This is a genomic window from Streptomyces sp. NPDC006510, from assembly GCF_040611955.1.
In the GTDB taxonomy this organism is placed as follows: Bacteria; Actinomycetota; Actinomycetes; order Streptomycetales; family Streptomycetaceae; genus Streptomyces.
Genome location: NZ_JBEXPH010000065.1, coordinates 18,797 through 43,073, shown reverse-complemented (window position 1 = coordinate 43,073; position 24,277 = coordinate 18,797). Strand labels below are relative to the sequence as shown.

Sequence of the window (24,277 nt, the reverse complement as noted above, 5' to 3'; positions counted from 1 at the left end):
CGATGAACCAGGCGTGTCAGAACCCCGACACCCACCCGGTCGGTCAAGCGCACACCGGAAACCGGTCCCGAGTCATCCCACTCCCCACCCATGGGTGAGGAACATAACGGGTTCCGCGGCAAGACGAAAGTGCAGCAGCCAGATCAGTTGACTATCCACAAAGACCCCTGGCGTGTCGCTGTGCATATGTGGACGATCGAGCACCGAATCACTTAACTAAGCGGCATTGCCCCGCAGGGTTCCGCGGTCGCGCCCGTACTTGCAAATCTGTTTCTGCGCTACGCGTTCGATGCGTGGATGACCCGGGAGTTCCCCGGTGTCGCCTTCGAGTGCTATGTGGACGACGCGGTGGTCCACTGCGTCAGCGAGGGCCGGGCGCATCATGTGCTCGCGTCTCTCCAGAGGCGGATGCGTGAGGTCGGACTGGAACTGCACCCGGACAAAACCAGGATCGTGTACTGCAAGGACAGCAACCGGCGCGGCTCCTACGAGCACACCGAGTTCACGTTCTTGGGATTCACATTCCGGGCCCGTCAGGTGCGACTGAAGACTGGGAAGATGTTCACCGGCTTCAATCCAGCGGTCAGCAACGACGCCCTGAACAAGATCAGTATGCGGGTGCGGTCCTGGAGACTGCACCTGCACACTGAGGTCTCCGAAGCGGACCTTGCCCGGCTGATCAATCCAGTCGTGCGAGGTTGGATGCAGTACTACGGCGCCTTCTACCGGTCGGCGCTTTATCCCCTCCTGGGGCGCATCAATTCCTACCTGATGCGCTGGATCCGCAAGAAATACAAACGACTGCGGGGACGAAAGAAGGCGCAGGAAGCGTGGAACAGGACCGTCACTCAGCGGCCTCGGTTCTTCGCCCACTGGGCTTGGGCACCAACAGTCCCCGTCGTCTGGTGATCAGGGCAGCAAGAGCCGTATAACGAGAGATCGTTACGTACGGTTCTGTGAGGGCCGGGGGCTGTGATGCCCCCGGCTACTCGACATCAGTTTCGTCTTCGTGTTGACGCCTTCGGTTCCGCCGTTGTGGAAGGGGAGGGTGAGTCCGTTGACGACGGCGTCGTGGTCGCGTTCCAGGCCGCGAGTGAAGGCGTGCAGGTGAGGCAGGTCAGCGAGGATCCGGTCGCCGTCGGTGATCTTCTGCCGGAACACGCCGCCGCGGGTGCCCGGACGCCGGTTGCCGCCGCGCTGGCGGTGCTGGCGCTCTTCGATCGCGGCGGCAGTAGGGCACGATCAGCTCTTCGCGCAGGGCATGCAGTGCCTCGCGGGACATGCCGGTCAGCGTCGGGTCCGTCAGCGCTTGGCGGGTCGGTGTCGCGGGAGCGTGCTCGGCCGGGCCGCTGCCGGTGACACAGGCGCGGAGATCCTCGGCGCGGGTGAAGTAGCGCACGACGGTGGGCGTGATGCTGATTTTCCGTTCGTCCAGCAGTTTCCGGGTGGCCTTGATGCCGAGGCCGATGGTGACCGGGTTCATCCCGAGCAGGTCGCCCAGCACCTTCTGCGGGCAGACCTGCCGCAGGTAGATGACAGTGAGTAGGACTTCGTCCTGGTTGGCCGGAAGGGGATGCCCGCCGTCAATTCACCTCCGGCCCGAACCGGCGCTTGTATGCCGACGGAGTGATGCCGGTCTCGCGGCGCATCAGCGTGCGCAGATTGGCAGCGGTGCCAAGCCCGCTGCGCCGCGCGACCATCTCGAAGCGGGACTCACCTTGCTCGATCAACCGGCACGCCAGGGCAAGTCGTTCCCCCGTGAGCCAGACCAGCGGCGTCGTGCCCAGTTGCGCCTGGAAGCGGCGGTGCAGCGTCGCCGGACTGACCGCCGCGCGCGCCGCAAGGTCAGACACTGTGAGCGGTGAGTCCAACCGTTCCTGGGCCCAGGCCAGGACAGGCGCCAGGGACTCGTCCGGCAGGTCGGGCATGGGGCGCTCCACAAACTGCCGCTGCCCACCGTCCCGGTGCGCCGCGAAGACCAGTCGCCGGCTCACAGAGTTGGCGACCTCCGCGCCGTAGTCGCGGCGGACCACATGCAGCCCAAGATCGAGCGCGGCCGCGCTCCCCGCAGCGGTGAGGATGTCACCGTCATCCACGAAAAGCACGTCTGATTCGAGCCGGACAGAGGGGAAGCGGGCCCGGAAGGAATCCGCCCACTGCCAGTGCGCTGTGGCCCGGCGCCCGTCGAGGACTCCGGCCTCGGCCAGTGTGAAGGCGCCGCTGCAGAAGCCGACCAGGCGCGCACCGCGTGCGTGCGCCCGTCGGACGGCATCGAGCACGGCGGGGCGGCGGGGCACCTCGATGTCCGGGCGGTTGGGGACGATCAAGGTGTCCGCCGCGTCGGCCGCTTCCAGATCGGCGACTCCCGTGAGCGTGAAGAATCCGTCTCGCATCAGGGTGCGGGGCTCGGGGGAGCAGAGCCTGAAGTCATAGAGATCACGGCCGATCTCCGGTCTGCGTAGACCGAAGACCTCGGTCGCGCAGCCGAGCTCGAAGGGGTTCGAGTTCTCGTCCACGATCACGACGACCCGGTGTACGTCCGCCGTGTGAACTGCGTGCGAGGATTCTTTCGACATGTGCAATTCCTAGCACTCACGGCGGCCATGCGAAACGGCTCAGGATGAGCCCATGAGTAACGAACCCATCCCCCTCAGCAAGGCTCTGGCCTCCTTCGATGCCCTGTGGAGCCCTCGTATCGTCACGCGCGTCAACGACTACGACGTCCGCATCGCCAAGGTCGAGGGCGAACACATCTGGCACGTCCACGACGACACCGACGAGTTCTTCCTGGTACTCGACGGAGAGCTGCACATCTCCTTGCGCGAGCCCGATGGGGAGCGCACGGTCCTGCTCCCACAGGGGGCGGTCTTCACCGTCCGCCGAGGCACGGAGCACAAGCCGTACGCTCCGTCCGGCGCCGCAATCCTTATGTTCGAGCCTGCCGGGACACCGACCGTGGGTGATCGCCACGACGAGATCCCGGACCACGTGGACTCGACGACCGGGCACGCGCTCAACACCTGAGCCGACAGGCCTCGGGCGCGTGCCCCTTCCCTTGGCGTCAGCCCGTCACCGGGTCGGTTCCGTTCACCGACTGCCCGGCGAGAGCGGCGCGGGACTCACTCCTCGGCGGTGTCCGGATCGCGCAGGGGGCGCATTCCGCCGGGCAGGTCGGGGAGCTGGAAGGAGTACCGGCCGAGCAGGTTCTTATCTGGACACTCCCGGGTGGAGTTCAGCGTCTCGGCGTCGCACTTCTCGTCACCGCTCGTTGATGGAACTGTGGAGTGCGAACTGCACGAGCGCATTCAGGACCAGGCCCAGGGCGCCGATCTAGTCCTCCATGCCGAACTCCGTACGGGACGACACCCCATCAAACACCCCATACCGGGCCGCCTTTATCTGTACGAAGGCCAGAAGTGTCAGGGACGTTCGCCACGAGGGATCGGCGAAGTCGCGCATCCTCGTGGCTGACAGTTGGTCGTGACCGTTGTCCGTGACAGTCGTCACCCCACCCGAGTAGCCAGCGGGTGGGGAGATCGGGATGTACGTGCGTCGGGTCGTGGGGACGGGAGCGCGTCGCGAGACGTACACGGTCGTGGACGGCGACGGGAGGGTCGTCGAGATGGTGGACGACTACCTCGCACTGTGCACCGACCGGGAGCACTCGCCGAACACCCTGCGGGCCCGCGCCTTCGACCTGAAGGCGTGGTTGGGCTTCCTGCGTCTCCTGAGCACGTGGACCAGTTCGCCGGCTGGCTGCGCCGCCCGGTCCAGCCCGGCCGTCTGCGCTCGGCGGACACGGACAGTGGCCCGGCGCTGGAGGCGTCGACGGTGAGCCGTGCGTTGAACAGCGTCTACATGTTCTACGAGTTCCTCGCCCGTCGCGGTGTCGGCATGGGTGCTCAGCTGATCCATCGTCGGGCGACCTCGTTCGGTGACCACGGTGGCTTCCTCGCGGGGATCGCCGAGCGCCAGGTCACCGTCCGGCCGACACGGCTGAAGCAGACCAAGTGCCGACCGCCGACGCCGAGGTCCAGCGGATCCTGGATGTGTTGGGGCTCGCGTGGGGTCTTCGACCTGTGCCAGGCTGACGGTCGTTGGTTGCTGGGTGTGGGGAGAGGTTGAGCGATGGCAGTGGGCCGGACTCCGATGCAGCCGGGGCTGCTCTCCTCCACGGCGGGTTTCTGCGAGGGTCGGCTGGCGCCGAACTCGATCTACGCGGTGCTGCACCGCGAGTGCCGGGCGTTGTTCCCCGATGAGATGCTCGCGGATCTGTTCGCCGAGGACGGCCGCAGGTCGGTGCCGCCGATGACGGCCCAGGACCGGGCACGCAGTGCCGACCCCGCCTGGCTGGCCGCCTACCGGGCCACCCGGCCCAAGGTCGAACGCAAGATTGCCCACCTGATGCGGCGACGGCACGGTGGACGCCGCGCTCGAGTACGCGGCCGGGCCAAAGTCGGCGCCGACTTCTCCCTGCTGGCCGCCGCCGCCAACATCGCCCGGCTCGGCGTGCTCGGAATCATGTCCACAGCCAGTGGAAACTGGGTGGTCGCCGCCGGTTGACCACTCCGAGGAGGCTCACGGAGACACAAACGGCCCGCCACCGCCGCACAGCACTCCCGGACGGTCCCAGCACGCGGACCGAGTACCCGCCGAACACCCAATCCACCGGCGGACGACAACGATCTGACGCCCCCCACAGCGAACCCCCACGCCCAGGAAGCCTCACTTAACACCAGTCACCTAGGGTCTGTCCGGCCCTGATCCGCCGGACAGACCCTAGGCAGCCCTGGTCTGGCGCCGGTAGCCGCCCGGGGCCAGACCGTACTCCCGCTTGAATGCTTTGGCGAAGGAGAACTCCGAGCCGTATCCGGTGCGGGCGGCGACCGTCGTCAGTGGGGCGTTGGACTCGCGCAGCAGACGGGCGGCGGTCGTCATGCGCCAGCGGGTCAGATAGGCCATCGGCGGTTCGCCCACCAGCGAGGCGAACCGCCGGGCGAAGGCGGCGCGGGACAGCCCTGCCCGCTGGGCCAGCGATTCGACCGTCCACTGGACCGAGGGGTCGTCGTGAATGGCCGACAAGGCAGGCGCCACCGCCGAGTCGCCCAGGGCCGCAGCCCACCCCCGGGCGGCGGCCGGGGGCTGATCGTCCAGCCAGGCCCGCAGGATGTAGAGGAGCAGCGAGTCGATCAGGCTGGGCACGATGCCGTCCGAGCCGATGCGTGGGTTTTCCAGCTCGGAGCCGAGGAGTTGGACGGCGGCGCTCAACTCCGGATGGCGGCCGTGCCGCGTCGGCAGATGGATCACCTCGGGCAGGTGGCGTACCAGGGGGTGCGGGCGGCTCTGGTCCAGGTGGTAGTCGCCGCACAGGAGGCTGGTCTCGGGGCCCTTGCCACCGAGCGTGAGCGAGCCGATCGGCGATCCCCGTCGGAACTGCTCCGCCGTGGCTTCCACGGCCGGGGTGGAGGGATGATCGGCGAGGATATGGCCCCGCCCGCCGCGCAGGAAGATCACATCACCGGGGCTCAGCGGGATCGGCTTCAGATGCGGTGGTGTGTCATTGAGGGGGACCAGCCAGCAGGTCCCGTACAGCACCACATGGAACCCGGCGCCTGCGACCGGTGGCAGCCGCACGCCCCAGGGGGCGCGGCCGTTGGTCCGTACGGATGCCGGGTGCCCGGTGCGCATCGAGGCCAGCGCCTCGGTGAGGATATCCATCCCGCCTCGCTCTCCCTGGTTCGGCCCGTCGCGGTCAGACCGTCAGGACAATCTTGCCTTGTACGTGTCCCGAGGCGACCAGCTCATGTGCCTTACCGGCCTCCTCCAGCGGGAACGTTTCCTCGACGTGCGGGCGGATCAGGCCCGCATCGACCAGGTCGGCGATCGCTTCGAGCGCGGCGTAGTCCGGCTCGACCGAGATGCCGGCGAAGCGTCGCCCGGCCGCCTCGACGCGTACGGCGAGCTCCGGGTCGGCGTGTTCCACGATGCTGATGAGTACGCCGCCGGGGCGCAGCACACCGAGCGAGAGATCGCCCTGGGCCGTGGAGTCGAAAACCACGTCGGCGTCCTTGACGGCCTCGGTGAAGTCGGTGGTCCGGTAGTCGATGACCTCGTTGGCGCCGAGGCCGCGGACGAAATCGTGCCGGGCCGGACTGGCCATGGCGATCACATGGGCGCCGTGTGCCTTCGCGATCTGCACCGCGAAGTGACCGACACCACCGGCTGCCCGGTGGATCAGTACCCGGTCGCCCTCCTTGACACCTGCCGCCTGCACCAGGCCCTGCCAGGCCGTGAGCGCCGCGAGGGGGATGGCGGCGGCGTGCACATGGTCGAGCGAGGCGGGCTTGCGAGCCACCTGGCGGGACGGTGCGGCGACGTACTCGGCGTACCCGGTGGCGGCGCGGGGGAAGAACGGCATCCCGTATACCTCGTCGCCCACCTCGAACCTGGCGCCGGGGCCGGCCTCCTCGACCACCCCGGAAATGTCCCAGCCCACGCCGAACGGCGGCTCACCGAGCAGTGGGAAGGCACCAGACCTGACGAACACGTCCACAGGGTTGACCGCACTGGCGTGGACCTTGACAAGAACCTCGCCGGGCAGCGGCTTCGGCCGCTCGGTCTCCACGACCTCGAGGACCTCGGGGCCGCCGAAAGACTTCTGGAACACTGCGCGCACGCTAACTCTCCCTGGTTCGACCGGTTGATGTCCGGCTTGGCGTCCTGCTTGATGTCCTCAACCCTAAAAAGATCGAATGAGCCGCAGAATAGCCTTCCGTCTCGGCTACATGTCCCAGCGTCTTGTCGGTGGGTACTCTCGGCCATAAATGCCTCAGGCATCGATGACATCCATCTGGAGATGGAGCCCGTGACTGCCGTCGATGACCGGCTTGAGGAATACCGCGCCCCAGAACCGGTCCTGCGTGGACGACAGCAGGCGCTCCGGTCGCGACAGCGGCCACGGACATCAGCAGTGCCGGCGTAGACGGAAGCAGCCCTTCGCGCGCCGCTTGGGCGAGGGAGACCGCGAGCGTGGGTTCGCGTGGTCGCGCAGGGCCGCGATGATGCTCCCCTGAGGACCGGTCGACAAGACGTCGGTGTCGTCAGTGTTCATTTCGTGGTCACTTCACATCCTCCTTCAATTAACCCGGCATTCTCATGCGTTACTCATGCGCCGTTGGTTGCGTATCGATGCCGGCCGGTCCGGCTCGTACGACGAAGGAGGCGCATGGTGTCGCGACCCGAGGTGGCCGCATCGCGGAAGGCCCCGGTCCAACCGGTCCAAGGGGATTCGGCTCAGGAGGGCGAGCAACCGCTACATGTGGCCAGCAGGCTGCACGCGTTCAACCGGTTCGAGCTGAAGTATCTCGTCCCGGTCGAGCAGGCCGCCGAGATCCGGGACGAGCTCGCCGAGCGGATGGACCAGGACCTCAACAGCCCCGTGGGCGGCTACGGAGTGTGGAGCCTGTACTACGACACTCCGCAGCTGCGTTTCTACTGGGAGAAGATCGAGGGCCTGAAGTTCCGGCGCAAACTGCGCATCCGCCACTACGGCAACTTCGACGGCGTCACCGACGAGTCACCGGTGTGCGTGGAGATCAAGCAGCGCGTCAACCGGGTCACACAGAAGCGGCGCATCACCCTTCCCTACGGCACGGCCCGGAGGCTGTGCGACGAGCGGCAGATGGTGGAGCACTCGCCGAAGGAGAGCCCCTTCATCCAGGAGGTGCTCGAACTGGTCGTACGGCTGAATCTGCAGCCGACCGCGATCACCGGCTACCAGCGTGAGGCGCTGGTCGGCCGGGACGCGGACACCGGCCTGCGGGTGACGTTCGACCGGCGGATCCGCGGCCGTGACCGGGACTTCCACTTTGGCATCCCCACCCCGGAGAACCGGTTCACCATCCCGCCGCACATGTCGGTGATGGAGATCAAGGTCAACGAGCGCACCCCGTACTGGATCACCGATCTCGCCGCCCGCCGGAATCTCAGCCTCGTGCGGATCTCCAAGTACGTGCAGTCCATCGAGGCATTCGGCATGGCCCCCAGGTCCGCCTTCCACGTCAACGAGGCGGACTACCCGCCGCCCACCACCACCCCCACCACCCAGCTGCCGCCCGGGCAGCTCGCGGCGCACAATGCGCCCGTGAAAGCAGGAGCACAGTGAACTTCGATCTGCAGGAACTCAGCGGAACGTTCAGCGTCACGGATGTCGTCGTGGCCATGGCGCTGTCGTTCATCCTGAGCACGGTGATCGGTTACACCTACCGGTACACGCACCGCAACGTGTCCTACAGCCAGTCCTACGTCCAGACACTGATCATCGTCGGCATGATCGTCGCACTGATCATGCTCGTGGTCGGATCCAACCTGGCTCGAGCGTTCTCCCTGGTCGGCGCGTTGTCCGTGGTCCGGTTCCGCAACGCGGTCAAGGAAACACGGGACGTCGGCTTCATCTTCCTGGCCATGGCGATCGGCATGGCGTGCGGTGCCCGCTTCTACACGCTGGCCGCGGTGGGCGCCATCGTGATCTGCGTTGTCATCCTCATGATGCACAAGTTCAACTGGTTCGCCCTCAACGTCCAGCGCCAGGTCGTCAAGGTCCAGGTCCCGGCCGGCGAGGACTACACACCGGGGATCCGTGACGTCCTGATCAAGTACACCAGCGAGTTCGAGCTGGTGAGCACTGAGACGATCCGTGGCGGGGCACTGAATGAGGTGTTCTACACGGTGCGCATAAAGAAGGGCACCGAACCGGGAGACCTGGTCACCGCCCTGCAGGAACGCACCTCCGGCCAGCGGGTCACCGTCCTGACCGGTTACGACACGACGGATCTGTGATGTCCGGCGACCCGACGGCCCGCAAGCGGCGGCGTCTGCGGGACCGTGTCCCCGTGCGGCTGCGGCACCACTGGAAGCCTGCCGGGGCGCTGTGCGCGGGGCTCGCGGTGATGGTGTACGCGTTCGGCGACGCCCGTATCTCGCCGTACGTCACCTCCGCCTCCCGTGTGGAAGCCGACGTGATCACCCAGGACGTCAAGGGCGCGGTGGATCTGTACGACACGTCGGTGACGCACTCCATCGCGCTGGAGTACGACCAGACCGACTTCGACAAGATGATGAAGGAGTTCCGTGACGAGGGCACCAAGGATTCCATCAAGGCCGACCTCACCATCGACGGGGTCTACCTCAAGGACGTCGGGATCCGCCTGAAGGGGAATTCCACTCTGATGTCCCTGCGCGGCAACGGCCAGGGCATGCCCGGTGGCGGCCGGGCACCAGGCGGTGCCGAGCAGGGCGCCCCGCAGCAGCCTCCGCAAGGCGGCGGCGTCGGGGGCCAGGACCGCGGCCAGGCAAATGGCCGCGGTCCTGGCGAAAACAAAGCCGACGGCGGCGGCATGGGCGCGATGGGCGGGATCACGCAGTACAACCTGTCCGCCGACAAACCGGAGGAATTGCCCTGGCTCATCACGATCGACGAGTACGTCGAAGGCCGCGCCTACCAGGGTGAACGGGAGATCTCGCTGCGCCCCGGCAGCAACGCCCAGGTGCCGGTGAACGAGGCGCTGTCGCTGTCGCTGATGGACGAGAGCGGTGAGCCCGCCGAGCAGTACAGCCTTTCGAAGGTGAAAGTGAACAACCGCCCGGTCGCGACCCGTCTGATGGTCGAGAACCCCGACACCGAGTACGCACAGGCCATCGACGGCAACGGAGTGCTCTACAAGGCGCGTGCCGGCGGCAGTTTCGCCTACCGCGGTGACGACCCGTCTGATTATGAAACGTCCTTCCGGCAGCTGAACAAGGTGGGCAGCCAGGACCTCGAACCGGTGATGAAGCTCATCAAGTGGGCGGACAAGGCGTCGGACAAGGAGTTCGCCGAAGACCTCGACAAGTACGTGGACGTCGAGTCCCTCTCCAAGTACGTCGCCGCGCAGAACCTGTTGATGAACTTCGACGACATGGCCGGACCGGGCAAGAACTACCTGCTCTGGTACGACCTGGACACCAAGAAGTTCTCCGTACTCGGCTGGGACTACAACCTCACCTTCAACGGAGACGCGAAGGCCGGCCCGGACGACAGGGCGAGCATGGGCGGTCTGCCCGGCGGAGGCGTTCAGCGCGGCCAGGATGGCCGGATGCCCGAAGGGATGCCGGAGAACATGCCCGAAGGGTTCCCCCAGGGCATGCCGGGCGGCGAGGGCCAGGACAAGAAGGGGGAGAGCCCGGTCGGCAAGGACGGTCTTATGGGCCACGCTCTGAAAGACCGGTTCCTTGAGCTCGACGCCTTCGACAGCGTGTACAAGGAGGCGTACAAGGAGCTGTACGAGAAGTTCTTCGGCTCCGGTGCCGCGCTCAAGGAGCTGGAGAACATCGCCGGGCAGGCCCGGGAGGCCGGCGCCGGATCCAAGGCGCTCGACTCCACCGTAAAAACGCTGCGCAAGACGATCACCGAGCGCACGCAAGCGCTCGCCAAGAACAAGGAAGTGACCGGCTGACCACCGGCGCCCCGGAGCCGGCCCCGTCCGGGTCCGGGGCGCCGACGCTCCTCACCAGACCTTTATGCGGTCTTCCTCCGTAGTTGCACCCGCCAGCATCATCGCGCGCCGCCCCGGTCGGCGCCCTTCGTTCCCGTTCTACCCGAGGTGATCCGAGCCTGTGATGGCCACCCCTTCCGCCCGGTACACCGTCCTCGTCGTCGAGGACGATCCGGACATCCGCACCCTGCTCACCTCGGCCCTGCACGCGGCCGGATACTCCGTCGCCTCGGCCGACACCGGGAACGCCGCCATGTTCGAGGCGGGCCGCTGCCGCCCGGACCTGATCGTGCTGGACGTGATGCTTCCCGATACCGACGGCTTCGCGGTGACCCGCGAGCTGCGCGCCCAGGGCTTCTACACGCCGGTGCTTTTCCTCACCGCCCGTACCGAGGTCGAGGACCGCATCATCGGACTGAGCTCGGGCGGGGACGACTACGTCACCAAACCCTTCCACGTTCAGGAAGTCCTGCTGCGCGTCCGCGCCATCCTCCGCCGCAGCAGCGCCCCACCGACCAGCCCCGCCAGACAGCCCGCACTGCGCTATGCCGACCTCACTCTCGACCAGGAAGCGCACGAGGTACGGCGCGCCGGGCAGCCCGTGCAGTTGTCCCCGACGGAGTTCCGGCTGCTGGTGTGCCTGATGTCCCACCCCGAGCGGGTGCTGCAGAAGCGGGAGATCCTTCAGCAGGTGTGGAACTACGGCTTCGCCGGTGACACACGCATCGTCGACACCTACGTGAAGAACCTGCGTCGCAAGATCGACCGAACCGAACCGGCCCTCATCCACACCACACGCGGGGTCGGATACAGCCTGCGGATGCCCCGCGGGGACCTGCGGTGATGAGGATCTCGAGGCGGCTTCGACCCCGCTCACTGCGCACCCGGCTCGTGCTCATCGCCACCGTGCTGGCCACCTCGGCAGTCCTGGTCTGCCAGGCCGCCGGCCTGACCGTCATGCGCTCCTGGCTCACCGACCAGATCGATGAGCGACTCACCGACTTCCGCCCGCCCTCACCCGTCTACCGCGATGTCGCCGACGGCAACGGACTTGACCATCGGGCGCGTACGGACGACGTCCTGCCCTCGGACTACCGCGTCTTCTTCTACGGCGCGAACGGCCGCCTCCTGTCCGAATCACTCGGCCGCAGTGACGGTGAACCACGCCTTCCGCATACCGCAGCCGCACTGAAACTGTGGAACGGTCGTCCCACCACCGTGCCCGCCGAGACCGGCGATGGTAGTTGGCGGGTCGTGGCCGACTCCGGGTCAGACGGCATGCGGGCCGTCGTGGCCCTGCCTCTGGACACCGTGGAGGGCGCGACATCCAAGCTTCTGTGGTTCAGCCTGGCCATCGGGACGGTCGTCGCCGCCGCTGTCATGGTCCTCGGCAGCGTCGCCGTACGACTCGGCCTGCGGCCCCTGAACCGGGTCGAGGACACGGCCCGGCGCATCACCCACGGCGAACTCGCACTGAGCGTCACGGAGACCAGCCCGGACACCGAGGTCGGACGCCTCGGGATCGCCTTCAACACCATGCTCGACCAGCTCCGCGCCGCCCTGCACCGCAAAGACGCCTTCGAAAGACGACTGCGCCGCTTCATGGCCGATGCCGGACACGAACTGCGTACCCCTCTCACCTCCATCCAGGGCTTTTCCGAGCTGCTCCTGCAGCAACCGGCCATGGCGCCGCTCCAGAGGAACGAAGCCCACGAGCTGATCGCGCGGAACGCCGACCGCATGAGTCGCCTCGTCGACGACCTCCTCATGCTCGCGCAGATCGGCGACACCCCAGCGATACGGAGGGAACTCGTCGACCTGCTCTCCCTGGCCGCCGACGGCGTCACCGCGACCGCGCTACGCCATCCGGACCGAGACATCAGACTGGTCCCCCTCGCCGACGAGGACACCACCCCGGGTGAACTGGATGTCGTCGAGGCACTCGGTGACCCGCACCAGCTTGCCCAGGTCATCGGAAATCTCCTTGCCAACGCCTGTACCCACACGCCGTCCGATACCCGCATCGAAGTACGGGTGGGCACCGTGCGTACCGGCCCCCGGGCCGGTGGGACCGATCGCGCCGGGCGCACCAGCGCCGCCGGGCCAATGACGCCCGGCATCCCGGCGAGTGTCATCGAAGTCGCTGACGACGGGCCCGGACTCGCCGCGGACGACGCGCACCAGGTCTTCGAACGCTTCTACCGCGCATGCCACACCGGTGCCGTGGAGGCCCAGCCGGGCTCCGGTCTCGGACTGGCGATCGCCTCCACCATCGCCGAAGCACACGGCGGGCGACTCGAACTCGACACCGGAACGGGTGAAGGTTGCACCTTCCGGCTGCTTGTTCCAGAGACAACGGCGCCGAAGGGGCACACCCGATGAGGCTCCCTCACTGCGGGCACCGATGGAGCTTCACCTCACCACCACACCGGATCCGCCGAGCTCTTCTTCGTGCTCGGCGGCCGGCTCCAGGCGCTGGCCGGGGACAGCGTGATCACTGCGGACGAGGGAGACTTCCTCCTCGTGCCACCCGGACTGCCGCACGCCTTCGCCGCCGAACCCGATGCGGGCGCCGACGTACTGATCGTCATCACCCCCGGCGTCGAGCGCTTCGACTACTTCCGGCTGCTGGACCGTGTCCGCAAGGGCACGGCCGATCCACAGGAACTCCTGGACTCGCAAGAGCGCTTCGACAACTTCTTCGTGGAGAGCGCCGCCTGGCGGCGGGCCCGTCAGCGTCACTGATCGCCCGATCGTCTCGGAGCGAGACGTCGTTCGCCGAGGGCGACGACGGCACCCTGCCCCGCGGGTTCTTCGCAGAGGCCCACGGTGTCATGGTGCAGGGCGACGATCACGGTAGCTGCGGCGTGGCTGCCGGCGCACCCTTCGGTCCGCGAACGGACCGTCGCGAACCCCCCGAAGCCGGGAGGCGCGGGCGAGCCCGCGCCTCCCGGGGGAGAACGGCGCAGGCCCGCAAGAGGCCCTCACCTGGGGGTTCGGTGCCGCTCTCACACCATGCACCACAGACCGGCCACGGCGATAGATCAAGGCAGAAACTCGCCCATCACCGCACGGCTGCAGGCCGGTGGCGCAGCGCCTCCCAGACCGTGCGCTGTACCAGCACCCGCCTGCGGGGCGGCTGACCGGCCGCCACCGCCCCGCACTTCGGCAGCGACCGGGTTCACTGCTCCGCCGCACCTGATCCGTAGCAGTCGATGACCAAGGAGCCACCGGGAGAGACTTGCAGCCGGCGCTCGAACGAGCTGGCTCTCAGGCAGTCGCATGATCGAGCGGATGGGTCCGGACCGATGTCCGCTCGATCACCGGCATGGGAATCAGGCGGCTGCCGGACGGTGCGCCGGGGGAGAGGATGATTTCGACGGAGGCACGGCCCATGGCCTCGTGCGGCAGTCCGACGGTCGTGAGGCCGGGCCGGAGGTAGGAGGCGAGTTCGTCGTTGTCGAACGAGACCACGGAGATGTCTTTCGGGACGGTCAGACCGTGATCGGCCAGGGCCTGGTACGCGCCGAACGCGAGGCGGTCGTTCATGCACAGCAGGGCTCGGATGTCGCTCCGGCGTTCGAGGAGGGCGTGGGTGACGTCGTAGCCGTGGTGCGGCTCCCAGTCCCAGCACGACTCCTCGGTGGCGAACTGCAGACCTTGTCTGGCCATCTCCGCGCGGATGCCGGAAATCCGCTGCTCGACGGTGGTGGACCGGAAGAGTCCCTTCTCGGCTTCCGCGTTGTGCCCGATGAGGGCAATTCCTTCACGGTGGCCGGCGGCAGCGAGAAGTCTGACTGCTGAGGCACCTCCGGCGAGTTCGTCGGGAAGCACGGAAACGGGGTGCTTCTTGTTCGTGGCGTTGAGCATGACGACGCGCGTGGTCGATGGGATCTCGGGCACGAACAGTTCCCGGGCGCGCATGACGGCGAAGATGATTCCGTCCACCTGACGGTCAAGTACAGCGCCAATCGCCTCCGACTCACGTGCTGGGTCGCCACCGGTCTCCAGCACGAGCATGACATGCCCCGCCTGCTGCGCGGCGTCCAGTGCTCCTCGGATCAGGCCGCTCGCGAAGCGGGTGGTGGCGACAACGTCGGAGATGAACCCGATGGTGAGGCTCTTGTCGGTTCGCAGGCTGCGCGCCGCGACGTTCGGCCGGTATCCGAGTTCGGCGGCCGCCTCGTGGACCCGGGCGTGCGCGTCGGCGGAGAGCCGTGAGTCGGGCCTGCCGTTGAGGATCATCGACGCGGCGGTCGGGGACAACCCGGCACGGCGGGCGACATCGGCGAGCGTGACGCGCTTGGGCGGCATGACTTCCTCTCGTGCGGCGCGACGGGACGGCGTGCGTGCCGGTCCCAAGACAATCACAACGTCCTGACCCCTGACTCCTTGACAGGGGGCATCCGGCATCCCAATATGAGCAGCGCTAAATGCTTTTAGCAGACAGTTTAGCCCGTTTGTCGGGGGTGTTGACCCCCCGACAGTGGCGGCACCCGCTTGTGGTGCGCAGGGGCATCTTCCACGGAGCACGCTCAGACAACGGAGTCTTGTACATGGCACACAAGTCGAACCGCCCCGGTGAGGGACGCAGAGCCGCATCACTCATGAGCTGGAGGCCGGCCGTCACGGCCGCGGTCGCCGTGAGCGGGCTTGTCCTTGCCGGGTGTGCGCCGGGATCCCAGGAAGCGAGCCCGACCGCATCGGGCAAGGTGAGCCTGAAGCTCCCGTCCGACAAGATCACGATCAAGATCCAGGACGAAGCGGGCTTCCCCGTCACCGACAACCTGGCCGACGAATTCACAAAGCAGCACCCGAACGTCACCTTCAAGGTCGTCCGGGACAGCTTTGCCAACCTCACCGCCAACTCGCCACGCCTCCTGGCCAGCGCCGACGCGCCCGACCTCATCCGGCTTCCCACCATGGGGGACACCGTCAAGGACGGGCTCCTGACCAACCTCGACCCGTATTTCAAGGGCTACGGGTGGGACAAATTCTCCGCCGGCCAGCTGGCCGCGTCCCGGATGAGCGCCAAGGGAGTCAGGGGCGAGGGCTCCCTGTACCAGATGGGCCTGGGCTACAGCGTCACGGGCATCTACGTGAACCAGAAGTACGCCAAGCAGCTGGGGCTCTCCGGTGCGCCATCGACCATCGCGGAGCTGGAGCGGTGGATGGCCAAGGCCAAGGCGGCCAAGATCCTTCCCGTGCAGATCGGAATGCAGGACGGCGTGGGCACGTTCGCGCTCCAGTCGCTGATCAACCAGTACGGGGACAAGGCGGACCTGGTGAACTGGATGTTCAACAAGCCCGGTGCCACCTTCGATACCGAGGCCAGCCTCAAGGGCGCCACGACCTTCAAGAAGTGGGCCGACGCGGGGTACTTCCCCTCCGACGTGAACGCGATCAACTACACGACGATGGTGTCCAACTTCCAGGCGGGCAAGGGTCTGTTGATGTTCGACGGAAACTGGGACGCCGCGAAGACCGACAAGGCGATGGGGGAAGGCGCGGCCCGGTTCGTCCTGGCGCCTCCGGCTACCGCCGGTGGTGCGCACGTGGCGATGGGCGCCGCGAACTCCTTCGCCATCCCGGCCAAAGCGAAGCATGCCGACGCGGCGGCGTTCTTCCTGGACTGGATCCACACCGACCCCAAGGCCCGTCAGATCGTGGTTGACGTCACGGGCGCCTCCCCGGGTGGAGATCCCTCGCAGGAGCTGCCCAAGGTGAAGGACGGTTCGCTGATCGCGCAGGCCCTCGCGGCGTCGGCGAAGGTCGGATCCGATGACGGGTTCGTCGACTTCATGGCCAACACCACGGCGGGCATCTACGCGGGCGCTTTCCAGCCGGACGAGCAGAAGCTGCTGACCCGGCGCATGGAACCCAAGGCTTTCGTGGCGGCGATCCAGGAGTACTACGCCAAGGAGCTGACGGGCTGATGGTCAACGATGTCCGTATGCACGAGGACCCGAAGCCGACCGCGGCACTGCGGCAACCCGACGCGGGCGCTCAGGCTGCGGGCGTCGGAAGGCCTTCCGATCGGGCCGGCCGGCCCTCCGCACGAAGGGCGGCCCGTCCCCGGCTCGTCATCGGCTGGCTCTTTGTCCTGCCGGCACTGGCGTTCTTCTGCGCCTTCGTGGTCTACCCGTTGATCACGGCCGTGCAGTACTCGTTCTACCGCTGGAACGGCATCGGCGCGTCGACCTGGGTCGGCGTCGACAACTACGTCCGGGTCTTCACCGATCCGGAGCTGTTGATCTCGATCGTCAACGCACTGGTCCTCATCGTCTTCTTCACGGTGATCCCGGTCGCCAGCGGCCTGGCCCTGGCGACCCTGATCCGTACGATGCGGCCAGGTCCCTTCGCCACGGTCGCCCGCACGGTGCTGTTCCTTCCGCAGATCATCCCGCTGGTGGCCGCCGGTATTGCCTGGTCGTGGATGTACGCGCAGACCGGCACGATCAACACCATTCTCGACTCCGTCGGCCTGGGCCTCCTCTCGCGGTCCTGGCTGGCGGGCTTCGGGACCGCTCTGCCCGCCGTCGGCCTCATCGGCTCCTGGGTGCTGACCGGCCTGTGCACCATCCTGCTGCTCACCGGCATCGGAAAGATCGACGCCTCCCTCTACGAGGCGGCACGGCTCGACGGGGCGGGCTGGTGGCGAGAATTCGTGACCGTCACCCTTCCCGGGCTGCGGCAGGAGATCGTGGTGCTGGTCACCATCACTGTCATCGCCGCGCTGAGCAGCTTCGACATCATCTACACCACCACCAAGGGCGGTCCGGGAACCAGCACGCTCGTCCCCGGCATCTCGATCTTCCGGCTCGCCTTCACCCAGAGCGAAGTCGGCCTGGCCTCCGCCTTCGGCATCATCCTCCTCGCACTCGTCCTCCTGGCAGTGCTGCCCATTCAACTGCTGGGAAGGGAACGCGACTGATGGTCGTCAACAAGACGGAAGCGATCATCGGACGCGTCGTCCTCGTCCTCGTCCTGATCCTCACTCTGCTGCCGCTCGCCGGGATGCTCTCCGGAGCCCTGCAGCCCGCGGATCGCATCCCTGACGGGTTCTCCTGGCCCAGCGATCCCCAGTGGGGCAACTTCGTCGTCGCCTTCCAGACCGCGCACGTCTGGGAACTCCTCGGTTCCAGCACCCTGATCATCCTCGGCGTCGTACCGCTCAGCCTGCTCCTGTCGACGCTGGCCGGCTACGCCCTGGGCAACCTGCGCATTCCCGGCGGGAGTTTCGTGTTCGTCCTGCTCCTGCTGGGACTGACCATTCCCTTCGAAGCGATCATCATCCCGATCTACTACGAGATCAGCGCCATGGGACTGCTCAACACCCAGTGGGCGATCATCCTTCCGCTGATCGGGCTCTACATGCCCTTCAGTGTCGTCTGGATGCGTGCGCACTTCGTCGGCGTCCCCACCGAACTCTCCGAAGCGGCCCGCATCGACGGGGCGAGCACCTTCCAGGAGATCCGCCGCATCCAGATTCCACTGGCCATGCCCGCCCTCTCCGCCCTGGCCATCCTGCTGTTCCTGTGGACCTGGAACCAGTTCCTCCTCCCCCTGGTTCTGGTCGACGATCCCGACAAACGCACCATGGCCGGGGCCCTGGGAGCGTTCCAGGGGCAGTACCTCAACCAGCTCCCCCTGCTGTTCGCGGGCGCGCTGATCATCATGCTGCCGACGATCGTGATCTACGTCATCTTCCAGCGCCAGTTCATCAAGGCGCTTCTCCAAGGCGCGGTCAAAGGCTGAAGCGCCCCTCCTCCGTCACCCTCATCGGTCCGGCCTACTCACGACGACAGCCGCAAGGACATTGCATGACATTTCGTCTCGACCACGCCTGGGTGTGGGACTTCTGGTTCGCCGATGACGGCGACACCTTCCACCTGTTCTACCTCCACGCACCCAAGAACCTGGGCGACCCGGAGTTGCGCCACCGCAACGCCCGGATCGGGCACGCCACCTCCGTCGACCTGGTCGACTGGCAAGACCACGGACCGGTCTTCGGCCCCGGACAACCCGGCACTTTCGACGAGACCGCCACGTGGACGGGCAGCGTGCTCCGCGGACCCGACGGCGTCTGGCGGATGTTCTACACCGGAGCCCGCTTCCTCGACGCCGGGGGCAACGTCGAAACCATCGGCGTGGCCACCTCCCCGGACTTGCACACCTGGACGAAACAGCCCGGGCCGCTCATCGAGGCGGACGGGCGCTGGTACGAGAGGCTGGGGGACTCCAGCTGGCCGGAGGAGGCATGGCGCGATCCCTGGGTCTTCCCGGACCCGGCCGGTGACGGCTGGCACATGCTCATCACGGCCCGGGCCAACCACGGTGCTGACGACGACCGGGGCGTGATCGGGCACGCGACATCACCGGATCTTCAGGCATGGACCGTCCGGCCACCGCTCAGCCGAGTGGGCGCCGGCTTCGCCCACTTGGAGGTCCCCCAGATCGCGACCGTCGAGGGCGAGTCCGTACTGCTGTTGTCCTGCGACACTCCACGGCTGTCCGCCGCACGGCGCAAAGCCGGCCAGGCCGGAGGTGTCTGGAGCGTTCCAGCCGCTGCGGTCCTGGGCCCGTACCCGGTGGAGGACGCCACGTTGGTCGTCGAGGAATCCCTCTACAGCGGGCGCCTCATCGAAGACCGGACCGGTAGAACCGTGATGCTCGCCTTCGACAACTCCACTATCGACGGCGGATTCACCGGCTCGATATCCGACCCCATCCACGTGAGCTGGTCACCGGAGCGGCACGGCATCGTCCCCTTGGCCCTCCAGAGCAAAGGCACCCCGGAATGAGCACCCGCATCGAGGGCAGCACCGCCCCAGGCTTCGCGTCCCTCGCGGAAGCCTTCTCCACCGCTTTCACCGGCCATGACGCCATGGGCGCGGCACTTTGTGTCCGGGTGGCCGGCGAGACAGTCGTTGACCTGTGGGGCGGGATTGCCGACCCGCGCGACCGCTCGCCCTGGACGAAGGACACCACCAGCGTCATCTTCTCCTGCACCAAGGGCCTTGTCTCCATCCTCGCGGCGCGTCTCGTGCAGGACGGACTCCTCGACTACCGGACTCCCGTCGCGACCTACTGGCCCGAGTTCGCCGCCGAAGGGAAAGAAAAGATCACGGTCGCCGATCTTCTTGCCCACCGGTCCGGGCTCTCGGCGCCACGCGATCTCCTGAACGTCGAGGACGTCATCGACTGGGACGTCGTCACGGGTCGCCTGGCAGCCCAGCAACCACTGTGGACCACCGGCCAGGGGCACGCGTATCACGCCCTCACCCACGGCTGGCTCGCCGGTGAGGTCATCCGCCGGATCACCGGCAAAACGGTCGGCCAGTACTTCGACGAGCTCATCGCCGCACCGCTGCAGGCCGACGCGTGGATCGGCCTCCCCCGCGGGGCGCGGCACCAGGTCGCCCATCTACGGGCCGGAACGAGCCTCACCGCGCTCGTTGCTCAACAGGCAGCGGCGCGCGTTGCCGGCGAGATCGACTGGACCGAGCGGGCCATGACCCTCGGAAACGCGTTCCCGCCGGAACTCGTCGACGCCACCGGCGGCTTCAACGACCCCCGTATCCAAGCGGCGGAGCTGCCGGGAGCGGGCGGCATCGCATCGGCCCGGGCGCTGGCCTCGATCTGGTCATCCACCGTGGTGGAGACCGACGGAGTGCGGCTGCTGGACGCCGGCACGGTCGCCGACGCCACGCGACCGCAGACCGAAGGCACCCCGATATTCGGCGGACAACCCCCCTTCGCGCGGTGGGGCATGGGATTCCAGCTTCCCTCCCTCGCCCGCGAATTCGTCGGGGCCGCCTCCTTCGGACACGACGGCGCCGGCGGGCAGGTCGCCTTTGCCGACACGACACACCAGGTCGGATTCGCGTTCCTGACCAACCTCATGGAAGCGGGCCCCGACCACCGCGCCACTGCGATCGTGGACGAACTCCGCCGCATCCTCCGCAAGTAACGCTGAGCGGTGGAGGGTGGCGTGTGGGGTCGGGTCTGGCCCAACGTGTCTTTCAGGTACCGGGCCGGCGGCCTGGATATAGCCGCTATGAGTGGTGGTGTGGTGGGGATTTACTTTCGGATCACCCAACACCGCCGATGAACTGCACCTCCGGGTACCGGGGTGACGGCCCTTCGAGGATCGGGGCACGACGGCCGCGCAGGTGAAGGTCGAAGTAGGCGAGCAGGAAGTGCCGCTGGACGTCGACCCCGCGCCTCCCGTCGAGCGGCCCTATGAACTCGGCCAGTTGCTCGTCGGTCGCTCCAAGCCGTGCGGCGGCCTGCGGCATGAACGTCTCGTAGTCCGTGTATGAGAAGTGCCGGGTACCGGTCAGCCGGAGATGGCGACGCCATCCTCGCAGTCGGGGCCAGATCTCCGGCCAGCTCGGCTTGTTGTCCGCATCCTCGCTCATCAGGAGGAACGGCTTGCGCAGCCCCTTGGCCACCACAGGACCGAAGAGACTGCCGTCGAGGTTCGCGCCTGCCGTGATCGGCACCCCCGCCGCCATCGCCGAGGCCGCGGTCGCACCACCCAGGGAGTGGCCGAACATGCCGGTCCTGGAAAGGTCGAGGATGTCGCCGACTCCGTGCGGGAGCGGGTCCCGGCGGCCCCGTACGAGTCGCGACAACTCCTCCAGCACGAAACGGGTGTCGGCCACCCGTACGTTGACAGCCTTGAGGATCGTCGGGTCGTCGTCGTCCCCTGTGAGAGGTGGCATCGCGTACTTCTCGACCTGGCCGCCGGGGAACTCGACCTGCCCGGCGTCATACGTGTGGTCGATGGCGACCACGACGTAGCCGTGGCTGACAAGATCCTCTACCAGCGCCGTGCTGGAACTGCGGTGCTGCCCGTGTCCATGGGAGTAGAGGATCACAGGCCGCCGGCCCCCACGCCTGTCAGCCGCTGCGCCGATACGGGCGTGCGTGTCCGGAAGCGTGACGTACTCGGGGAGGAGATACCCCGTCTGCTGGAAGACCGCGGCGGCCTGCTCCGTCATCCACGGCGCCCTGGGCAGACCGGCTGCTGTGCGTGCGGGGTACCAGAGCTGAACCATCAGCTCCCGTACCGGCCGTGCAGCGACCCAGGGATCCCGGCGGCTGCGATCGCTGAGACGCAGCGCCACGGTGCCGAGCGCATGAGGACCGCTCGGTCGCGGCAGGACGAGCCGCACGGGCGGCTCGACATCGCCTGGCACCCGGCTGGGCGACGATGCGACGGCGGGAGCGTCAAAGGTGGCGGTCACAGCAAGTCCCGCCACGAACGCGGTACCCGCGGCCACCATCCGCCTCCTGCTGATTCCGGTGGTTCCACCGAACCTCAAGGTGCTGCTCGGTGAAGACAAGGCTGGACGCTGCACGGCGATCTCCTTCACGAGCGGTGCGCAGGCACTTGATTGCCCTACCGGAAGGCTAAGGACCGCTCTGTCGGCGAACCACTCCGATTCCTCATCGGTTTCGCTGACATTTGTCACTCACCATCGTCGTATTGTGGAGGCCGGGCACGCGCAGGGAGCAATGAAGCGGGTGTCGGTCGTCCGCTGCCGGCCAGGGCCCAGCGGCTGATCGACGACCCCTTCGACGCCCCTTGACGAGCAGACCGTTGACGGCCCGGGAACTGGCTCCCTCGGATCGTGATCCCTCGCTTGCGAACATCCGCGAACCGCGACGATCACTGGAAACACAGTTCGGGCAGCTGCTGGAGGCTCGCCCTCTTTCCCTCGTCCTGAACTCGGCTCCGGGAGTCGCGGTGAGGACCGCAGCCCCCTTGCCGGTCACTGCCGGCGACGGCGGTAGCCTCCCCATCGCCGCCCCACCTCGCGCGGACGCCGCCGATGGCACGTCGTCGACCGGGCCGCGCTCGGTCTGACGCAAGAGCGTGCCCGAGCGCCGCACCTGCGCAATGCGGGGGTTGGCGATCGGCGGATACCCGTACCGGGCGAACGGCGGGGATGAAACGCCGGTCTGCACGGAGTGCACACTGACGAGGGAGCTGCGGATCCGGCCGAGCGAGCTCACCGACGCGATGGGGGTGACGTCGGAACCTTGTATCTGTTCATGTGCCGAATACACACCCAGCGCACCGGGCTGCGCATCCAGTGCACGTGGAACACCAGGTCACCCCCGGTGGGGACCCCACAGCCGTCGGCGCCGTGGATACGGGGTCAGCGGACGGCGGCAGGTTCCGGGCCAGTACAGGCAAGCGGCTACCCACCCGACCCCCGATGTCGTCCTCCTGGTGCCCGACGCTGTAGGTCACGTCAGGTGAACCAACTCCGGAGAAGTGGCTTGGCCGAGCCGCGGCGCTTGCCAACCACCCGGCCGGGCCCACTCGCACGTCCTGGCCCCCGGACCACCTGCCCCGGGGGCGCAGGACCGGCAGTCCGGCCCGCAGCCGCTCCAGGAACTCCGGGACATCGTTGCTTTCGCCTTCCGGGCCAATGACCTCGGCGACGAACGACTCCACGATGTTCCCGCTGCCGAAGTCCGCGTCGTCATCGCCGCTGTAGTTGTCCACCTCGCGAGCGCCGGGGGCGGGAACGCGGAGATCGTGGTCGTAGTTGATGACCCGCGGGTTTCTTGACGCTGCCGGTCTCCGGGACGCCGCTGTTGTAGTCGCCGCAGGTCAGGTGGGACATTGTCGTAGCAGCGCTCATAGTCGGCGTGCTCTGCTTCTACGGCGAGTTGGACGAGCGGGATGTCGCCGCCGCCGAGCGCGTCGCCGTAGGACGACGGGTGTTCCTCCGGGCAGTGCCCACGTGGGAGACCGATGCCCTGTGGCAGGTGCATTCGCGCGACAGGCGTCGGACACTGCAGGGCTGTCCCGCGCAGCCGTCGGTAAATGCCGGTCAGGCGACTGGCGCGAACATGGCGAGATGCTCGTGAACGAAGGCGTCGAGTGTCCGGGCTGGGCGGGCCAGGATGGTCTCCACGGTGTCGTTCGGGCGCTCCGGACGCGCGATGGCCAGTTGCTGGATCTCCACGACATGGCTCGCGAGCCAGTCCGGCATGTGCGCGGTCCGGACGAGATGGCCGTGGAAATCGTCCGCCGGCAGGTCGATGTGACGCACGGGCCGACCCATCAGCTCAGCGAGAAGATGAGCGAGTTCCGGATGGCTGAATGCCTGGGGGCCGGTCAGTGTGTACGTGGCCCCACCGATATCGGGCCGGAGGAGGGTCTCCGCGGCGACGTCGGCCACGTCCCGGACGTCGATGTAGTTACAGGGCACGTCGCGCATCGCCCCGATGAGCACGCCCTGGGCGACCGCCGGAGCGTTCAGGAGCAGCTTCTGCATGAACGCATACGGCCGAAGCAGCGTGGCCACCATGCCGGTTGCCGCAAGGTGTGCCTCAACCTGCCAGTGCCCGCGCGAGACGGCGACCGGTGAGTCCGGCTCGGCCGCTGGAGCAGAGAGCTTGACGACGTGCCGTACCCCGCATGCGGCCGCGGCATCTATCGCGTTGATCTCCAGCGCGACTTGACGCGGGCTGTTGGCCATGGCGAGGAACAGCTGTGTGGAGCCGTCGAACGCGGCGCGGAGCGTGCGGGGATCCGCGGCGTCCGCACCGACGACCTCGACCGGCGTTTCCGCCCCCATGGCGGCGCACAGTTTGTCCGGAGTACGGCTGACGGCACGGCAGGGGATGTCCAGTTCGATCAGGCGCCGGAGCAGCGTGCCGCCGGTGGCGCCGGTCGCGCCCATGATGGTGATCACAATGTGCCCTTCGTCGTGTTG

Annotated in this window: 22 protein-coding genes and 3 pseudogenes; 16 read left to right on the top strand and 9 right to left on the bottom strand. The window is 67.4% G+C overall.

The features are described 5' to 3' along the window. Positions 1-225 precede the first annotated feature (225 nt). A complete protein-coding gene (locus ABZY11_RS20750; RefSeq protein WP_356480535.1) occupies positions 226-909 on the top strand; it encodes a reverse transcriptase domain-containing protein in 684 nt (227 codons plus the stop codon). A gap of 33 nt (positions 910-942) precedes the next feature. Here the strand turns inward: ABZY11_RS20750 and ABZY11_RS20745 are convergent. The 3 genes and pseudogenes from ABZY11_RS20745 to ABZY11_RS20735 form a co-directional block, all read right to left on the bottom strand. Then, a pseudogene (locus tag ABZY11_RS20745) lies at positions 943-1,122 on the bottom strand (hypothetical protein); the annotation flags it as partial. Then, positions 1,118-1,504 (bottom strand): hypothetical protein, encoded by a 387-nt coding sequence (locus ABZY11_RS20740; RefSeq protein ID WP_356480531.1) that lies wholly within the window; start codon positions 1,502-1,504, stop codon positions 1,118-1,120. The pseudogene ABZY11_RS20745 and the gene ABZY11_RS20740, both read right to left, overlap by 5 nt. A 79-nt stretch (positions 1,505-1,583) precedes the next feature. Further along, positions 1,584-2,576 carry a helix-turn-helix domain-containing protein gene (locus ABZY11_RS20735; protein WP_356480530.1) on the bottom strand — a complete coding sequence of 331 codons (993 nt, stop codon included), beginning with the start codon at positions 2,574-2,576 and terminating at the stop codon, positions 1,584-1,586. 52 nt (positions 2,577-2,628) lie between these two features. Here ABZY11_RS20735 and ABZY11_RS20730 point away from each other — a divergent pair, with 52 nt between their 5' ends. Beyond that, positions 2,629-3,024: a cupin domain-containing protein gene (locus ABZY11_RS20730; RefSeq protein WP_356480529.1), complete on the top strand. Its 396-nt coding sequence runs from the start codon at positions 2,629-2,631 to the stop codon at positions 3,022-3,024. Between the two features lie 95 nt (positions 3,025-3,119). Here the strand turns inward: ABZY11_RS20730 and ABZY11_RS20725 are convergent, their stop codons facing one another. Beyond that, positions 3,120-3,305, bottom strand: a complete 186-nt coding sequence (locus ABZY11_RS20725) for a hypothetical protein (protein WP_356480528.1) — start codon at positions 3,303-3,305, stop codon at positions 3,120-3,122. 430 nt (positions 3,306-3,735) lie between these two features. On the opposite strand from ABZY11_RS20725, the gene ABZY11_RS20720 reads away from it, so the two are divergent. Both ABZY11_RS20720 and ABZY11_RS20715 read left to right on the top strand, forming a co-directional pair. Beyond that, positions 3,736-4,125 carry a hypothetical protein gene (locus tag ABZY11_RS20720; RefSeq protein ID WP_356480527.1) on the top strand — a complete coding sequence of 130 codons (390 nt, stop codon included), beginning with the start codon at positions 3,736-3,738 and terminating at the stop codon, positions 4,123-4,125. Between the two features lie 3 nt (positions 4,126-4,128). Then, positions 4,129-4,563, top strand: a complete 435-nt coding sequence (locus ABZY11_RS20715; RefSeq protein WP_356480526.1) for a transposase — start codon at positions 4,129-4,131, stop codon at positions 4,561-4,563. Positions 4,564-4,779: 216 nt separating this feature from the next. On the opposite strand, the gene ABZY11_RS20710 is transcribed toward ABZY11_RS20715, so the two are convergent. After that, positions 4,780-5,718 carry an AraC family transcriptional regulator gene (locus ABZY11_RS20710; RefSeq protein WP_356480525.1) on the bottom strand — a complete coding sequence of 313 codons (939 nt, stop codon included), beginning with the start codon at positions 5,716-5,718 and terminating at the stop codon, positions 4,780-4,782. A gap of 34 nt (positions 5,719-5,752) precedes the next feature. Next, the gene (locus ABZY11_RS20705; protein ID WP_356480524.1) at positions 5,753-6,676 is read right to left on the bottom strand and encodes an NADP-dependent oxidoreductase; all 924 of its coding nucleotides are present in this window, start codon (positions 6,674-6,676) and stop codon (positions 5,753-5,755) included. Between the two features lie 642 nt (positions 6,677-7,318). Between ABZY11_RS20705 and ABZY11_RS20700 the strand changes: the two genes are divergently transcribed. The 6 genes and pseudogenes from ABZY11_RS20700 to ABZY11_RS20675 all read left to right on the top strand — a co-directional run. Continuing rightward, positions 7,319-8,164, top strand: coding sequence for a polyphosphate polymerase domain-containing protein (locus tag ABZY11_RS20700; protein ID WP_356480523.1), 846 nt, complete (start codon positions 7,319-7,321; stop codon positions 8,162-8,164). After that, positions 8,161-8,838, top strand: coding sequence for a DUF4956 domain-containing protein (locus tag ABZY11_RS20695; protein WP_356480522.1), 678 nt, complete (start codon positions 8,161-8,163; stop codon positions 8,836-8,838). The genes ABZY11_RS20700 and ABZY11_RS20695 overlap by 4 nt, the downstream gene beginning before the upstream one ends. Next, on the top strand, positions 8,838-10,493 hold the full coding sequence (locus ABZY11_RS20690; RefSeq protein ID WP_356480521.1) for a CotH kinase family protein: 1,656 nt from the start codon (positions 8,838-8,840) through the stop codon (positions 10,491-10,493). The genes ABZY11_RS20695 and ABZY11_RS20690 overlap by 1 nt, the downstream gene beginning before the upstream one ends. A 163-nt stretch (positions 10,494-10,656) precedes the next feature. Beyond that, positions 10,657-11,376, top strand: a complete 720-nt coding sequence (locus ABZY11_RS20685; protein ID WP_356480520.1) for a response regulator transcription factor — start codon at positions 10,657-10,659, stop codon at positions 11,374-11,376. Further along, positions 11,376-12,914 carry a HAMP domain-containing sensor histidine kinase gene (locus ABZY11_RS20680; protein ID WP_356480519.1) on the top strand — a complete coding sequence of 513 codons (1,539 nt, stop codon included), beginning with the start codon at positions 11,376-11,378 and terminating at the stop codon, positions 12,912-12,914. Before ABZY11_RS20685 ends, ABZY11_RS20680 begins: the two co-directional genes overlap by 1 nt. Before the next feature lie 24 nt (positions 12,915-12,938). Further along, positions 12,939-13,277: pseudogene (locus ABZY11_RS20675) on the top strand (cupin domain-containing protein); the annotation flags it as partial. Between the two features lie 525 nt (positions 13,278-13,802). On the opposite strand, the gene ABZY11_RS20670 reads toward ABZY11_RS20675, so the two are convergent. Continuing rightward, positions 13,803-14,846, bottom strand: a complete 1,044-nt coding sequence (locus tag ABZY11_RS20670) for a LacI family DNA-binding transcriptional regulator (protein WP_356480518.1) — start codon at positions 14,844-14,846, stop codon at positions 13,803-13,805. A gap of 398 nt (positions 14,847-15,244) precedes the next feature. Between ABZY11_RS20670 and ABZY11_RS20665 the strand changes: the two genes are divergently transcribed. From ABZY11_RS20665 to ABZY11_RS20645, 5 genes are all read left to right on the top strand, one after another. Then, positions 15,245-16,468: an extracellular solute-binding protein gene (locus ABZY11_RS20665; protein WP_356480517.1), complete on the top strand. Its 1,224-nt coding sequence runs from the start codon at positions 15,245-15,247 to the stop codon at positions 16,466-16,468. Beyond that, a complete protein-coding gene (locus tag ABZY11_RS20660) occupies positions 16,468-17,466 on the top strand; it encodes a sugar ABC transporter permease (protein WP_356480516.1) in 999 nt (332 codons plus the stop codon). The genes ABZY11_RS20665 and ABZY11_RS20660 overlap by 1 nt, the downstream gene beginning before the upstream one ends. Continuing rightward, positions 17,466-18,290 (top strand): carbohydrate ABC transporter permease, encoded by an 825-nt coding sequence (locus ABZY11_RS20655; protein ID WP_356480515.1) that lies wholly within the window; start codon positions 17,466-17,468, stop codon positions 18,288-18,290. Before ABZY11_RS20660 ends, ABZY11_RS20655 begins: the two co-directional genes overlap by 1 nt. A 65-nt stretch (positions 18,291-18,355) precedes the next feature. Beyond that, positions 18,356-19,336, top strand: a complete 981-nt coding sequence (locus ABZY11_RS20650) for a glycosyl hydrolase family 32 (protein ID WP_356480514.1) — start codon at positions 18,356-18,358, stop codon at positions 19,334-19,336. Continuing rightward, entirely contained in the window at positions 19,333-20,505 is a 1,173-nt protein-coding gene (locus ABZY11_RS20645) for a serine hydrolase domain-containing protein (RefSeq protein WP_356480513.1), read from the top strand. Before ABZY11_RS20650 ends, ABZY11_RS20645 begins: the two co-directional genes overlap by 4 nt. Positions 20,506-20,626: 121 nt before the next feature. Here the strand turns inward: ABZY11_RS20645 and ABZY11_RS20640 are convergent, their stop codons facing one another. After that, positions 20,627-21,598, bottom strand: a complete 972-nt coding sequence (locus ABZY11_RS20640) for a lipase (RefSeq protein ID WP_356480534.1) — start codon at positions 21,596-21,598, stop codon at positions 20,627-20,629. A gap of 495 nt (positions 21,599-22,093) precedes the next feature. On the opposite strand from ABZY11_RS20640, the pseudogene ABZY11_RS20635 reads away from it, so the two are divergent. Beyond that, positions 22,094-22,353: pseudogene (locus tag ABZY11_RS20635) on the top strand (IS110 family transposase); the annotation flags it as partial. A gap of 1,036 nt (positions 22,354-23,389) precedes the next feature. On the opposite strand, the gene ABZY11_RS20630 reads toward ABZY11_RS20635, so the two are convergent. Beyond that, positions 23,390-24,256, bottom strand: a complete 867-nt coding sequence (locus ABZY11_RS20630) for an NmrA family NAD(P)-binding protein (protein ID WP_356480512.1) — start codon at positions 24,254-24,256, stop codon at positions 23,390-23,392. Between the last annotated feature and the right edge of the window lie 21 nt (positions 24,257-24,277).

Excerpts from the sequence above, each read along its gene's own strand:
- ABZY11_RS20735 (WP_356480530.1), bottom strand. The coding sequence starts at position 2,576 with ATGTCGAAAGAATCCTCGCACGCAGTTCACACGGCGGACGTACACCGG.
- ABZY11_RS20730 (WP_356480529.1), top strand. The coding sequence starts at position 2,629 with ATGAGTAACGAACCCATCCCCCTCAGCAAGGCTCTGGCCTCCTTCGAT.
- ABZY11_RS20725 (WP_356480528.1), bottom strand. The coding sequence starts at position 3,305 with ATGCGCTCGTGCAGTTCGCACTCCACAGTTCCATCAACGAGCGGTGAC.
- ABZY11_RS20715 (WP_356480526.1), top strand. The coding sequence starts at position 4,129 with ATGGCAGTGGGCCGGACTCCGATGCAGCCGGGGCTGCTCTCCTCCACG.
- ABZY11_RS20710 (WP_356480525.1), bottom strand. The coding sequence starts at position 5,718 with ATGGATATCCTCACCGAGGCGCTGGCCTCGATGCGCACCGGGCACCCG.
- ABZY11_RS20690 (WP_356480521.1), top strand. The coding sequence starts at position 8,838 with ATGTCCGGCGACCCGACGGCCCGCAAGCGGCGGCGTCTGCGGGACCGT.
- ABZY11_RS20685 (WP_356480520.1), top strand. The coding sequence starts at position 10,657 with ATGGCCACCCCTTCCGCCCGGTACACCGTCCTCGTCGTCGAGGACGAT.
- ABZY11_RS20680 (WP_356480519.1), top strand. The coding sequence starts at position 11,376 with ATGAGGATCTCGAGGCGGCTTCGACCCCGCTCACTGCGCACCCGGCTC.
- ABZY11_RS20670 (WP_356480518.1), bottom strand. The coding sequence starts at position 14,846 with ATGCCGCCCAAGCGCGTCACGCTCGCCGATGTCGCCCGCCGTGCCGGG.
- ABZY11_RS20660 (WP_356480516.1), top strand. The coding sequence starts at position 16,468 with ATGGTCAACGATGTCCGTATGCACGAGGACCCGAAGCCGACCGCGGCA.
- ABZY11_RS20655 (WP_356480515.1), top strand. The coding sequence starts at position 17,466 with ATGGTCGTCAACAAGACGGAAGCGATCATCGGACGCGTCGTCCTCGTC.
- ABZY11_RS20650 (WP_356480514.1), top strand. The coding sequence starts at position 18,356 with ATGACATTTCGTCTCGACCACGCCTGGGTGTGGGACTTCTGGTTCGCC.
- ABZY11_RS20645 (WP_356480513.1), top strand. The coding sequence starts at position 19,333 with ATGAGCACCCGCATCGAGGGCAGCACCGCCCCAGGCTTCGCGTCCCTC.
- ABZY11_RS20640 (WP_356480534.1), bottom strand. The coding sequence starts at position 21,598 with ATGGTTCAGCTCTGGTACCCCGCACGCACAGCAGCCGGTCTGCCCAGG.